Annotated in this window: 9 protein-coding genes; 3 read left to right on the top strand and 6 right to left on the bottom strand. The window is 38.6% G+C overall.

The annotated features are described in order from the left end of the window. Nucleotides 1-30 precede the first annotated feature (30 nt). On the bottom strand, nucleotides 31-2061 hold the full coding sequence (locus PARC_RS16920; protein WP_010555427.1) for a methyl-accepting chemotaxis protein: 2031 nt from the start codon (nucleotides 2059-2061) through the stop codon (nucleotides 31-33). Between the two features lie 66 nt (nucleotides 2062-2127). Next, nucleotides 2128-2409: an MliC family protein gene (locus PARC_RS16915; RefSeq protein ID WP_007580576.1), complete on the bottom strand. Its 282-nt coding sequence runs from the start codon at nucleotides 2407-2409 to the stop codon at nucleotides 2128-2130. A gap of 145 nt (nucleotides 2410-2554) precedes the next feature. Here PARC_RS16915 and PARC_RS16910 point away from each other — a divergent pair, with 145 nt between their 5' ends. Then, nucleotides 2555-3460 carry a DUF808 domain-containing protein gene (locus PARC_RS16910; RefSeq protein WP_024592606.1) on the top strand — a complete coding sequence of 302 codons (906 nt, stop codon included), beginning with the start codon at nucleotides 2555-2557 and terminating at the stop codon, nucleotides 3458-3460. A 44-nt stretch (nucleotides 3461-3504) separates the two neighbouring features. Here PARC_RS16910 and PARC_RS16905 read toward each other — a convergent pair whose 3' ends face one another. From PARC_RS16905 to PARC_RS16895, 3 genes are all read right to left on the bottom strand, one after another. Continuing rightward, nucleotides 3505-4446, bottom strand: a complete 942-nt coding sequence (locus PARC_RS16905; RefSeq protein ID WP_010555425.1) for a tetratricopeptide repeat protein — start codon at nucleotides 4444-4446, stop codon at nucleotides 3505-3507. Between the two features lie 86 nt (nucleotides 4447-4532). Beyond that, nucleotides 4533-5933 (bottom strand): M20/M25/M40 family metallo-hydrolase, encoded by a 1401-nt coding sequence (locus PARC_RS16900; RefSeq protein WP_010555424.1) that lies wholly within the window; start codon nucleotides 5931-5933, stop codon nucleotides 4533-4535. A gap of 168 nt (nucleotides 5934-6101) precedes the next feature. Further along, entirely contained in the window at nucleotides 6102-8180 is a 2079-nt protein-coding gene (locus PARC_RS16895) for a TonB-dependent siderophore receptor (protein WP_010555423.1), read from the bottom strand. Nucleotides 8181-8371: 191 nt separating this feature from the next. On the opposite strand from PARC_RS16895, the gene dbpA reads away from it, so the two are divergent. Further along, a complete protein-coding gene (gene dbpA, locus PARC_RS16890; protein ID WP_007580581.1) occupies nucleotides 8372-9760 on the top strand; it encodes an ATP-dependent RNA helicase DbpA in 1389 nt (462 codons plus the stop codon). Nucleotides 9761-9782: 22 nt separating this feature from the next. Here the strand turns inward: dbpA and PARC_RS16885 are convergent, their stop codons facing one another. Continuing rightward, nucleotides 9783-10355 carry a DNA-J related domain-containing protein gene (locus PARC_RS16885; RefSeq protein ID WP_010555422.1) on the bottom strand — a complete coding sequence of 191 codons (573 nt, stop codon included), beginning with the start codon at nucleotides 10353-10355 and terminating at the stop codon, nucleotides 9783-9785. A gap of 76 nt (nucleotides 10356-10431) precedes the next feature. Here PARC_RS16885 and PARC_RS16880 point away from each other — a divergent pair, with 76 nt between their 5' ends. Then, complete coding sequence (locus PARC_RS16880) at nucleotides 10432-13251, top strand: ATP-binding protein (RefSeq protein ID WP_010555421.1); 2820 nt, start codon at nucleotides 10432-10434, stop codon at nucleotides 13249-13251. Nucleotides 13252-13256: the final 5 nt, after the last annotated feature.

Raw genomic sequence — 13256 nt, 5'->3', positions numbered from 1 at the left:
ATTTCATGCAAGCCAAGTCATTACTTGCACTTAAAACTTAAAGCGCTCTACGGCACTTGTTAAGGAGTGTGCAAGTTGATTTACGTCTTCACTTTCGCTTGCTAGGGTTGTCGCGTTTTTGGCATTCAAGGTTGCTTGCTCTGTCACCTTGGCCATTATTTGTTGAATGTCGTTACTGTTAGTCAATTGCTCATGTGATGCATGAGCAATCTGCTCACTCATCTGATTAACAGACAACAATGTGCTTTTAATACGCTCTACGGCTTTATTTAGTTCAGTGCTGTTTTTAACACATTGCTTGGCTTGGTGTTGGCCATCGGTAATGTGTTCTTGAGTTGTTTGAGTGTGCTGTTGCAATGTTTGGATCATGGTGTTTATTTCGCTAGTCGAGGTCTGTGTACGTGCAGCTAATGATCGAACCTCATCAGCAACTACAGCAAACCCGCGTCCGTTTTCACCCGCTCGCGCTGCTTCAATTGCAGCATTGAGTGCCAATAAGTTGGTCTGCTCGGCAATGCTGCTAATTGTTTCAACAATGGCTTCAATAAGCTGAGTGTGTTGGGCTAGTTCCTCAGTGCTGCCTACTGCTTTATCAAGGCGCTGTAATAAAGTTTCTATACTTAGACTATTTTTATTAGCAATCTTGTTTACGTCATTGGCAAATTGCGATGCATTGGTTATTTCACTTGATGTTTTATCTGCTTGTTCATAAACCGCTTGTGAGTTGGTTAGCATATTTTGTGCAAGCGATGTTGCCTGCGCGCTTCGCTCCAACTGCTGTTGTGCAACAACCGTCATTTGCTGACCTTTTTCACTGGTTTTAATAGCGCTGCGGTCTAGTTCATGGGCGTCACTACTAATTGCACCAATTAACTGGGTAAGGTCTTCACTGAGTTTATTTATGTTATTTAGCAAAGTACCAAATTCATCTTTACTGCGCGGATGGCTTCGCTTTGATAAATCACCTGAGGCGATTCGGGCTAAATCGCGGTTTACTTTTTTAAGCGGTTTTAGCATTGCGCGAGTTGTAAAAATAGAGATAGCGATAATCAATATAATTAAAACAAGCGTAATAATTACTACAGAACTAATCCCAGTATTTATGGCGGCCTTTGCATTAGTTTGTAAGGCATTAAAGCGCTCATCAGCCAATTTATTAAGTTCAATAAGCTGACCTTCTGTTGTTATAAATTGCTGTTGAAAGTGTTCAAAATTTTGAGCCGCAGCAATAGTACTTTTGAGTACTTTATTTTGTTGGGCATAAATTCCTGTATTGTTGTTAAGTAACTCTCTTAATTGATTAAACTTAGTCGTTAAATTTTTAGCATTAAACGCATTATTAAAGGGTAGCGCTTGTTGCTCTAAATAGGTGAAATTAGGTTGGATGTTATCTAGTAGAAATAAGGTATCTTGCTGATGGCTATTTAAATCATTGATACTTGTAGTTTGAGTAATGCTTTTTATATTATTGCTTAAGTTAAACAATAAATCATCTATACGGGTCGCTGTTCCAAACATAGCATTAAGTAGCGCCTGCTGTTTTGCAGGCACTTCTAAAAGTTCTATATCAAGTAAGTTAGAACTTAAATTGTAAAGTTGCTCGTTAAACGTTGCTGATAATTCTATGGTGGAATTTTGCGCTACAAACTTACTCTCTTTAGCACTAAACATTGCGACACTTACTTTAGTCAGTTGCTCAAAGCCTTCGTTGGTACTGGCGAGTAAATTTTGCATTGTTATTTGTTGATTTAGTTGAGTGCTTAACGAATTGAGCATATCGCTAAATTGTTGTTGCTCAGCTTGCGCCTGTTTTTTATTTTGTTGAAGTAAATCAAGGTTTGCTTGGCTGTAAGCTAAGGCATTAAATTTGGTAATAGACAGTAATGATAGCCTTAAATCTTTACTGAACTGTTGTACCGGAACTGCTAATTTTTCGGTTCGGGTATTGTTAACGCTAATTTTGTTTAATGACCAATAAAAAAACACACTACTTGTTAGCACCAATAAACCAATGGCTGTAAAAGCTAAAATTATTTTATGTTTGATCGCAATTGAACGCATAACTTCATCACAATAATGGGTCTTTAATTATTGTAGCATTGCTGTAATTTATTGGTTGGTTTTGTGTTAAACCTTGATGCACTGTCTTTTTTTACCAGCAATGATTAGCATGGCTTCATTTCCCTTACCCCAAAACAGTACCTCTTCACTTATATATTTATTCCCTGATGCACTTTTTTCGTGATTAAGTACATGCACTTTATTGTTAAAGATAAGTTCGGCTTCAGAATTATTAATGATATTGAGTTTTACGCTCTCATCATCGCATTGGTAAGCAGTACTGGTTTGTAAATCACTACATGCGGTTAAGCTTAGTAAAATAGCGATTAATGCTAAATATACTTTCATTTTTCCTCCCATCTTCTTTAAAAGTTAGTTAAAACACAGGGCAAAATTTTAATCTAATGTAAGAATAACAAAGCAAAATTAACCGTTGGTGAAAGTAGCGCTTTACGTTATGTTTATAGCAATATTTTTTGAGCTCGGAAGCTTTATGGCAGGCACTAACCTTTTAACGTTATTAGACGATATAACCACTTTACTTGATGACATTGCGACAATGAGTAAGGTAGCAACAAAAAAAACAGCGGGTGTATTAGGCGATGACTTAGCGCTCAATGCACAGCAGGTTACAGGTGTTGCAGCAGAGCGTGAATTACCGGTTGTTTGGGCTGTGGCAAAGGGCTCATTTTTAAATAAAGCGATACTCGTACCCGCTGCTTTATTAATAAGCGTATGGCTGCCTTGGTTAATAACACCGCTTTTAATGATGGGTGGTTTGTTTTTGTGTTTTGAGGGAGCTGAAAAAGTATTTGCTAAGTTTTTGCCTCATCACAATGAAGTGGTAGATGAAGATGAAAAATTAGATTTAGTTGAGTATGAAAAACAAAAAATAAAAGGGGCAATAAGAACCGACTTTATTCTTTCTGCCGAAATTATTGTTATTACTTTAGGCACTGTGGCAGGCGCTACATTACTTAACCAAGCTTTAGTGCTTTGTGTTATCGCAATTATAATGACGATTGGCGTTTATGGCTTAGTGGCCGGTATTGTAAAGCTGGATGATGCCGGGCTTTATTTACTCAACCAATCTAAAGTGTCAGCTAATAAATTTAAAGAGTTACTTGGTAAAGGCTTACTCGCAGCAGCGCCTAGGTTGATGCAGTTTTTAGCATTTGCGGGCACCATTGCAATGTTTTTAGTAGGCGGCGGGATTTTAGTGCATGGTGTTGAGTTACTGCATCATACTCAAGTGGATGTAACAAGCTATGCTCAGTCTGTTGCTGGCGGCACAGGAGAAGTATTAGCGCCTCTCTTGTTTGATGGTTTGCTAGGTGTTATTGCCGGCTTAGTTGTTGTGCTTATACATGTAAGTTATACAAAGTTATTTAAAAAATAGTTTATAGCTGGCGTACTTGTTGCGCCAGCTATATTTAAATTCACTCATTCACAGTTAGCTATTTTACAAAGCGATTCTAATTCAAATTGTGCTTTAGTATTTTTTTGCTCAATGGCCTTTTTATACCAATAAATAGCCTGTTGATAATTTTGAGCTATTCCCTGACCATCACGATACATTTGCGCTAAATTTAATTGCCCCCATTGAGAACCCGCTTCAGCAGCTTGCTTAAAGCTATTAAATGCTTCAATAAACAAACCATCTTTAAAATAAATAATGCCTTGTTGATTGTTTTTATCGAGTTTTAAACCTTTATATAGTGGCTTAGGTTTGGGAGGAAACATCACAAACCCGCCATAAAGGCTGTTGGCATAAGGTCGCAGCACGTCATAAATAGCTTCGTCTTTATACAAACGCTTTACTTCATCACGAGGGAGGGTGATTGTTTTAGTGGAGAAGTAATTGTCTTGAATTAGTTGGCTGGTACGCATTGCCAAGGTAATACTATTATTACGTTTATAGCTGTAGTTGCTTATCTGAAAGGTAATAAACTGCGTATCAAAACTTAAAACTTGAGCAATTCTTAAATTGGTTAGGGTCCAGGGTTCGTGTGTAAATTTGTCGGCGTGTACTAAGTAGGTGTCATATATTTTAGGTGTATTCAAATAGCTTTGCTTTTGAGTCTCGGTATCAAGGTGTTGTTGATAAAAAAACGAAACAATCCAAAGCAATAAAAATACGCCAATAAAGTATTTAGGTAGGCTTAGTTTTTCTATTAACGGTAGTTGCGGTATTTTAACAGGTTCGCTTTTTCCGCATTGATAGCACTCGCGTTTATAGCTTAATTTTAAGGCAAGCATAGGTAAAATGCTAAATCGTAAATAGCGGCTTTTATTTACTAAATGGTAGGCGTCGCTTTGGCAGTGAGGGCAGCGTGTTATTTGTGCAAAATGTGGAAATGATTCACTCGTGTTGAAAAGTAACATAAAGCACGCTCCTTGTTTAATTACCTAAAGGTAAAACAAGAAGCGTGTTAGTTAAAGCTACAAACTGTAAGTAAGTATGTCTGTTATTACTTATTTTGAGCTTTAGGCTTGATAGTGGTTTTTGCATCGGCAGCCATTAGAGCAAATACAGCGTATGCAGCGGTATTTTGACGAAGCTTAGCAGGTGTTACTTTATCAAGCGTATCGTCAGCTGTATGGTGGTAATCAAAGTAATCTGTTCCATCTTGAGCAAGTTCAAAAATAGGCGCTGACGTTGCTGCTTTAAGTGGAATTAGATCGGGGCCACCATTTGCTTGGTTTTTACCAATGTGCTCAATATTTAACGGCGCAAGTTCTTTTGCTATAGCGCGAACTACAGGAAGTGACTCTGCGCTTACGTTCGATTCAAAAGCATATACAACATCGGCGCCAAAATCAGACTCAGCGGCTGCAACAATATTGCTTAGCTCGTTTTTATGCTCTGCAAAATAAGCTTTTGCACCCCAAAGACCTAGCTCTTCAGCTGCAAAAAGTACCACACGAATACTGCGCTTAGGGCGTTTTACATCGCTAATATGTTTAGCGGCTGCCATTGTTAGTGCAACGCCTGCGCCGTCATCTAATGCGCCAGTCCCTAAGTCCCAAGAATCTAAATGCCCCCCAATTAATACATATTGCTCAGGGTTTTCGGTACCATTAAATTGGCCAATAACGTTATAACCAGTGCCTTCACCAAGGCTTTCGGTTTGCACATTAATATTTACCGACACTTCTTTATTTAAAGCAACTAAGCGTGCTATTTGATCTGCATCTGGGTTAGCAATTGTTACGTTAGGTATTTTTGTAACACCTTCTTTGTAGTAACTACCGCCAGTGTGTGCAAAGCGATGATGACCGGTACTAACCGAGCGCATCATGTAGGCAATAGCGCCTTTTTTAGACGCTTCTATAGCGCCTGTACCGCGTGCTTTTACAGCCGGCCCGTAACCATTCCCGTCTATATCGCGGTTCATGCGGTAATTAATATATGCAATTTTACCTTTTAAACTGTTCGCCGGTGCGGCTTTTAATTCATCAAGTGTTTCGAATAATACAACCGGCGCTGTAATCCCATCTTTTGGCGTGCTTATACTGTTACCTAATGCAGTTAAGTGCAGTGGTTGCTCGCTTGGTGTTAGTATTTTTCCGCTTTCGCTATAACGACGCCATTCAGGAAACGTGGCTTTTTCTAGCCAAACTTTATCAAAGCCCAGTTCATTAAATTTGGCTTGAGCCCATGCCACTGCTTTTTTATCGTTTTCAGTGCCGGGTAAGCGAGGACCAACTTCAGTTGTTAATGACTCTAGCAATTTATAGCTTAAATCACTATTTAGTGCAGAGGTGCGCACTTCGTCTACTTGTTGTAATTGCTTTTGGGTAAATTCGGCGCTGTTAGCGTTTGCAGCCATACTGCTAGTAAGCAGCAGTGCGGTAATTAATTTTTTCATTTTGGTAGGCCTTTTTAATAATTAGCGCTATTAGAGCATGTAACAAACATGATAAAAAATAGATGAGATGAATAGGCTTTGTAATAGGTTTAATGCTGTTAGGTATAAACGTTTAGATATAAAAAAAGCCCGCGTAAATGTACGCGGGCTATATTTTAAAGCTGTTATTTAAAAGCTAAATTGCGCAGCTAAACGAAGATTTGTGCCCTCGCCAACAGTTACATTATTTGTGCCGCCACCACCTAAATAGCTTTTATCAAATAAGTTTTCGATGTTAAGGCGTAAGTTAATATCGGTATTACTTAAGTTAAACTTATAAGTTGCACCTACATCAACACGCGTATATGCATCTTTAGTAATTGTATTGGCGCTATCGGCAAAGCGCTCACCTTCGTAAAAAGCACCAGCATTAAGTGCAATGGCGTCGTTTAATTCATAACGCGTCCAAAGTGATGCCGACCATTTTGGTGCATCGGTAGGGCGTTTACCTTCCAATACTTCATCGCGTTCAAAGTTAGCATCTAGATACATAGTTGATGCCATAACAAATAAGCGGTCAGTAGCGGCACCTTGTGCGCTTACTTCAACACCTTTGTGGCGTTGTTCACCCACTTGGTTTGTTTCACTTGTGAATGAGCCAATAGGCGTCTCAAGTTGTTCGCTAACAAGAGTACCTTCTTTGCTAATATCAAAAATAGCACTGGTAAGCATTAGGCGGTCATCAAATAACTGCCATTTAATACCAATCTCTCTTTGCTTAGATGTAACAGCATCTAATTTCATGCCGTTATTTACATCTGTTTCATCAATCAGTGTTTCACTACCTTGAGGCTCAAAACCTTCTGAGTAACTAGCGTATATAGTTGCAGAAGCATTTGGGTGATAAAGCACACCTACTTTTGGTACAAATGATTCGTTATCATTTCCTGTGCTATTTTGTTTGTCGTAACGACCACCCAATGATAGTTGCCACTCAGGCGAGAACGAAATTAAGTCTTGAACGTAAATTCCGTAGTAGTCGTATTCAGTTTCGCTTACTGTATCATCTGTTTTATAGCTTACTGATGGACGAGATGGTTCTGCTTGTCCTGCAGAAAAATCAAAAGAGTCGGCAGAGGTACGACGTTGCCCGTAGTAATAATCAAGCGAGTTTGCGCCAATTAAAAATTGGTGCTGTAAGCTACCTGTTTTAAATTCACCAATAAAATCAATAAATGCAGTTTTAAATTGCCAATCATCAAAACGGTCGTAAGGGCGAGATTCATAACTATCGCCTTCAACAAAGTCACTTGGCATATTCGGTGCTGATTCAAAGCGTTGGCGCTCAAACGTTTGTTCGTTATAGCCAAGCTTTACTTGCCAGTTATCGGTTAAAAATACTTCTAGGTCTACACCTAGGTTTTCTACGGTTATGTCGGTAAATGCCCAAGACATATCACGGATTGTTTTATCATCACCAATTACATTGGCGTTTTCGTCTATCCATGCGCCAGTATCTAAACCGGCTTCGTCGTCTGTGCGGTCGTAATGCACACGTACTAATGCGTTGTCGCTAATATCGTAATCTACAACTAAAGCACCTGAAAAGCGGTCACGCTCGCGGTTTTCACCGTTTTGGTATTCACGCCAGTAATCAACATCTTGTTTAACTAAAATACCACGAGCACGTAAATCTTCTGATTCAGTCAATGCACCACTGGCATCTACCATAAAGCGCGTTGAACCATGCTGATCTACATCGGCACTGGCATTAAATAATGTTTGTGCTGTAGGCTTTTTAGTAACCATGTTCACCAAGCCACCCGGACCTGATTGACCATATAAAATGCTCGATGGGCCTTTAATTACTTCAACTTGTTGTAAAATTTCGATTGGTTGTTGGTAGTGCGACCAATGCTGATGCCCATCACGTAAATAACCTGTTGATGAGCTTAGCTCAAACCCACGTAAGTTAAATACTTCACGATTTCGTTGTTGTGAGCCTGCAGTTAAGCTTGCGTCATTTGTTAGTACTTCGCCAAGGGTAGTGGCAAGTTGTTCACTAATAATAGTGTCGGTTATTACGGTTACAGATTGTGCGGTTTCAAGTAATGAAGCTGATGTTCTCATTGCGCCATTAGCGTTATCTACTTTGTAATCGTTAAAGTAGCTACCTTTTACTTCTATACGCTCAAGGTCAGTAGTGTTTGCGTATGTGTTTGTTGTAATGCTTGCTAATAGTGCTATGTAAAGAGAATTCAGTTTCATTGTTTGCTTCCAGCAGTGATATGTAAAAAACAATCGCGATCTTAATGCAAACTACTATCATTTTCAACACCTTTTGTTAACGTACTTTATTATGTGTTTGTTAATGGTTGCTAATTACGAATTCTGCTATTATTAGCAGCATATTTAGTGGGGCTTTCCCCCACGTTATTTTTATTGCTATGGAACTTACTGTGACTTCAACTGCTTTTTCATCTTTGGCTTTACCAGCTGGACTCGTTGATAATTTATCAACACTTGGTTATGCGCATATGACACCTGTACAAGCGCAAAGTTTACCGCCTGTACTTGCTGGTAAAGACATCATTGCTCAGGCAAAAACCGGTTCAGGTAAAACTGCTGCGTTTAGCTTGGGTGTGTTAGCTAAATTAAACGTAAAACGCTTTCGTATTCAATCTTTAGTGTTGTGTCCTACTCGTGAGCTTGCCGAGCAGGTTGCGGTTGAAATGCGTAAATTAGCGCGCGGTATCCATAACATTAAAATATTAACGTTATGTGGCGGTGTATCAATTGGTCCACAAATAGGCTCGCTTGAACATGGCGCGCATATTATTGTTGGCACACCTGGGCGTGTTGATGACCATATTCGTAAAGGTACTTTACGTTTAGATGATGTTGAAACATTGGTACTTGATGAAGCCGATCAAATGCTTGATATGGGTTTTCAAGATACACTTGATGCAATTATTGAGCGCATTCCACAAAATCGTCAAACATTGTTATTTAGTGCAACATTCCCAAGAGCTATTGAAGCAATTGCTAAGCGTGTACTTAAAAATCCAGAAATGGTTAAAGTAGAAGAAGAGCAAGCCAAAAGCACAATTAAGCAGTACTTCTACAAAATGGATAATAATAAGCAGCGCTACCCAACGCTAAAATTATTATTACTTAAATTTACACCACAAAGCTGTGTTGTGTTTTGTAATACTAAAGTAGAAACACAACAAGTGTGTGACGATTTAGCTGATGAAGGCTTTAGTGCTGTTTCGCTACACGGTGATTTAGAACAGCGCGATCGTGAACGTACGTTAATTCACTTTTCAAATAAAAGTGCTTCAATACTTGTTGCAACCGATGTTGCTGCACGTGGTTTAGATATTGACGACATGGATATGGTGATTAACTACCATTTAGCACATGACACGCAAACACATGTGCATCGTGTTGGTCGTACAGGTCGCGCTGGTAAAAAGGGCATTGCATGTTCTATTTACGGTGAAGCAGAAGCGTTTAAAATTGCTCAAATAGGCGAACATTACGAACGTGATATTACTCCAGAGCAAATGCCACCATTTAATTTATTAGACAAGCCACCGTACCGCCCTGAAATGGTTACTTTGATGATTGATTCAGGTAAAAAACAAAAAGTACGTGCAGGTGATATTTTAGGTGCTTTAACGGGTAAAGATGGGGTTGCAGGTCGTCAGGTGGGTAAAATTAACGTACTTGATAACGTAGCGTTTGTTGCTGTTGAGCGTAACTCATTAAAACCTGCGCTTCGTAAATTAACCGAAGGCAATATTAAAGGGCGTAAAATACGCGCACGTCGCCTTACTCGTTAATTTAAACTTCTAAATTAATAGATTAACGAGCAGCTACCTTTAGTTGCTCGTATTGTGTTTGTATTTTTTTAAACTCAACTTCACAGCCATTTGGTTTATCTGGGTGCACTTGTAATGCAAGTTGTCTCCAGCGCTTTTGAACATTTTTAAGAGTGAAATTTTCAGGTAACTTCCATTCTAAAGCCAACGCTTTAAATTCATTTTCATTTAAAGCTTGTTGTGGTGATGTCGTTTTAAACTGACGCCAAAAGCTATTTAAAAGCTCATCAATCTGCTCTTCACTGGTATCGTAATTATGCCAATCTAAATAATAATCTCGCAAATTTTCGCTTGTTGTTACTAAACTATTATCTCCTTTTTCTAAAAGCTCGATATGCAGAGCTGAAATGAGTAAACTCTGAGGGCGTAATTGTGCCTGCAGTTGGTACAGTGCATTCATGATTAAAAAGTTACGTTTAAATAAATCACGTTCAGGACTTTTATCGAGAGTGGTCATAGCGCTGCGGTTTGTCAGTTCTGCTGCTAAAGTATGAACTTGCCAAACCTGCTTTGTTAGTATTAGCTCAAAAATCTCATCAATCAGTGGGTTAAGCATTGTTTAGGCCCTAGTAGTTGGTGTATCTTCAATAAAGATTACACTGATATAAGTAACGGTTTGAAGGATTAAAATTATGCTGGGCAAGTTAAAATGCCTCTTATTTACTATATGCTGTGTACTAATAGCTCCTAGCTATGCCCAAAATAATGATTCGTTATTTGAGCAATTCAAAAACGAAGTGCAGTGGGAGCCTAAATTACAATTAGCAAACATGCTACTTGCTAATAAAAATGCCTCCAAAAAGGAGCGTGTCGCTGTTTATTCGGCATTGGGTAATACTGCGTTATCGGTTGATAATTTTAAAGACTCATTACATTACTTTAAATTACTCGAACAACATACTTCGGATACTTTCTTCCCTGATGAGCACTTTCGTGCAATTAAAATGCAAGGTGTTGTACTTTTTTATCAAGGCTTATTTCAAAAAGCGATTATTGAATATACCCGTACCCTAGCATTAGCAGAAAAGAATAAGCAATTACTAGAGCAGGCAAACTTATTAAATAATATTGGTTTGGCCTATTTTAATATGAATAAGCTAGGCGATACCCTAGAGTTTTATTTAAAAGCAAAAGCTATCTACGAGGCGTACGGCAGTGAGCAAGATAAAACCGATATACTACTTAATATAGCAGGCGTTTATATACGCTTATCACGCTACGATAGTGCGTTTGGTCTTTATCAAGATGTACTTAAGGTTTATCAACGATTAGATGATAAAAGCGGTATTGCGCAGGTATATAACAATATGGGTGTTGCCCATATGGAGAGTAATCAATTTGACTTAGCACTGCATTATTACCAGCTAGCGCTACGCTATTATATTTCAGCTAATGATTACAATAAGCTATCTACACAATATACAAACCTAGCAAATACTAATTTAGTATTAAAAAAAGTGGATGAAGCGTACGAGCAAGCTAAATTAGGTGAGTACTACGCCCTTAAAATAGATAACCATAATTTAGAGCTTAATGCGCTACATGCGCTGGCTAAAATTCAGTTTGTTAAGGGCAACTTAGAAGAGGCGCAAATAAATTTAGATAGAGCAATTTTACTTGCTCATGAATATGGTAGTGAGCGAATAATTAGAGAGAGCTTGGGGGCCAAAGCACTTCTTGAAGCCAGTAAAGGCGATTATTCAAGCGCAATGGCTTTGCAACAAAAATATATTAGTGAGTTGCGAAAGCTCAGAAGTACGGCAATTATAAATGCACTAGCGGTACTTCAGCATCAATTTAAAGCAACGCAATTAAACCAAGAGATAGAAAAACTTAAACAAGATCGCCGTGTGCAAGAGCTAAAAATGTCGCAGCGTTCTCAGCTTACTTTATTCTCTTTTTTACTATTACTTTTAGTTGTCGTAACTGGTATTGCGCTTTATCGCCGTGGTGCAGAAAAGCGCGCTAAGCAGCAGTTAACAGAACAAGTTACGCAACGTACCGCAGAATTGCAGGCAATTGCACAAGAGCTGAGAGAAGCCAACGATGTTAAAAGCCAGTTTTTGGCTAATATTAGTCACGAAATTCGCACTCCACTAACGGCTATTTTAGGGCAAACAGATGCTTTGATTAATGAATTATATGAGCCTGAGTCACTTAAAGATGAATTAAGAGTAATTCAGCGTCACAGTGACCATTTAAAAAGCTTAATAAATGATGTACTCGATTTAAGTAAAATTGAAGCCAATAGATTAGAGTTAAATATTTCGTGCTTTGATATTGTCGAGCTCGTAAATGACGTACATGCAATGTTTATTACCCAAGCAAAAGCAAAAAATCTGCACCTTATTTTAGATAATCAAGTGGGTAATGAGTTTTACACTAAGCTCGACTTAATTCGTGTAAAGCAGATTATTATAAACTTATGTTCAAATGCTATTAAGTTTACACACTCTGGGCAAGTCATCATTGCTTTAAATAAAACTGAGCAAGGACTGGTTATTATTGTAAAAGATACAGGCATCGGTATGAGCTCTAAGCAGCTGAAGCTTATTTTTGAATGCTTTAGCCAGGCCGATAACAGTATAAGTCGTCGCTTTGGTGGTACGGGGCTAGGGCTTAGTTTATCGCAGCAGCTTGCGTCTATGATGGGCGGTTACATAAGTGTGCAAAGTGAATATAAAAAAGGCAGTCAGTTTTCGTTCTTCTTGCCATGTGCTGAGGTAGATAAATCGCAAAGTGTAGTTACAGTACAAAGTGCTCCTAAGGCAAATAAGCAATTAGCGGGACGTGTTGTACTTGCGGAAGATCATCCTGATAATCGTAGGTTAATAAGTCGCTATTTACGCTCAATGGGACTCGAGGTTATTGCTGTTGAAAATGGTGAGCAAGCGGTAGAACAGTGCTTAAAAGAATATCCAGATTTGGTATTGCTCGATATTCAAATGCCAGTGATGGATGGGCGTTCTGCTTTTCAGCTATTAAAACAATGTGGTTTTGAGCGACCTATTTTTGCTTTAACAGCAAATGCTATGAGTCATGAGGTGGATGGTTATTTAGAGTTAGGGTTTACTGGTTACTTAGGTAAACCGATAGACAAAGAGTCATTTTATAAAGCGCTTTCTAGTCACCTACATAATACAGAAGATCAGCCAACTACAAAGCAAAATGAAGTTGATATGAGCGATCTTGTAATTAGTTTCAAGCAGAGCTTTGCTTTGGAGAGTGAAACGATTACGCAGCATTTTATAAGCGAAGATTTAGATGCGTTACAAAAAGATAGCCATCGCATTTTAGGGGCTGCACAAATGTTTGGTTTGGATGAAATTGCGCAATCGGCTAAATATTTAGACAGAGCACTTCTACGCAGAAGCCAAAAAAGCAGTGCAAATGACTTTAAAGCGCTCGTTGATACGCTGCAGGGTGTACTTAAAAAGTATAATGAAAGTTAAACTGT

Source organism: Pseudoalteromonas arctica A 37-1-2 (genome assembly GCF_000238395.3).
Taxonomy (GTDB): domain Bacteria; phylum Pseudomonadota; class Gammaproteobacteria; order Enterobacterales; family Alteromonadaceae; genus Pseudoalteromonas; species Pseudoalteromonas arctica.
Note: the sequence above shows the minus strand (reverse complement) of the source record. Positions and strands in the feature narration are given on the sequence as shown.

Bases quoted from the DNA above. Each gene is read 5' to 3' on its own strand.
- PARC_RS16920 (WP_010555427.1), bottom strand. From the start codon at position 2,061: ATGCGTTCAATTGCGATCAAACATAAAATAATTTTAGCTTTTACAGCC.
- PARC_RS16915 (WP_007580576.1), bottom strand. From the start codon at position 2,409: ATGAAAGTATATTTAGCATTAATCGCTATTTTACTAAGCTTAACCGCA.
- PARC_RS16910 (WP_024592606.1), top strand. From the start codon at position 2,555: ATGGCAGGCACTAACCTTTTAACGTTATTAGACGATATAACCACTTTA.
- PARC_RS16905 (WP_010555425.1), bottom strand. From the start codon at position 4,446: ATGTTACTTTTCAACACGAGTGAATCATTTCCACATTTTGCACAAATA.
- PARC_RS16900 (WP_010555424.1), bottom strand. From the start codon at position 5,933: ATGAAAAAATTAATTACCGCACTGCTGCTTACTAGCAGTATGGCTGCA.
- PARC_RS16895 (WP_010555423.1), bottom strand. From the start codon at position 8,180: ATGAAACTGAATTCTCTTTACATAGCACTATTAGCAAGCATTACAACA.
- PARC_RS16885 (WP_010555422.1), bottom strand. From the start codon at position 10,355: ATGCTTAACCCACTGATTGATGAGATTTTTGAGCTAATACTAACAAAG.
- PARC_RS16880 (WP_010555421.1), top strand. From the start codon at position 10,432: ATGCTGGGCAAGTTAAAATGCCTCTTATTTACTATATGCTGTGTACTA.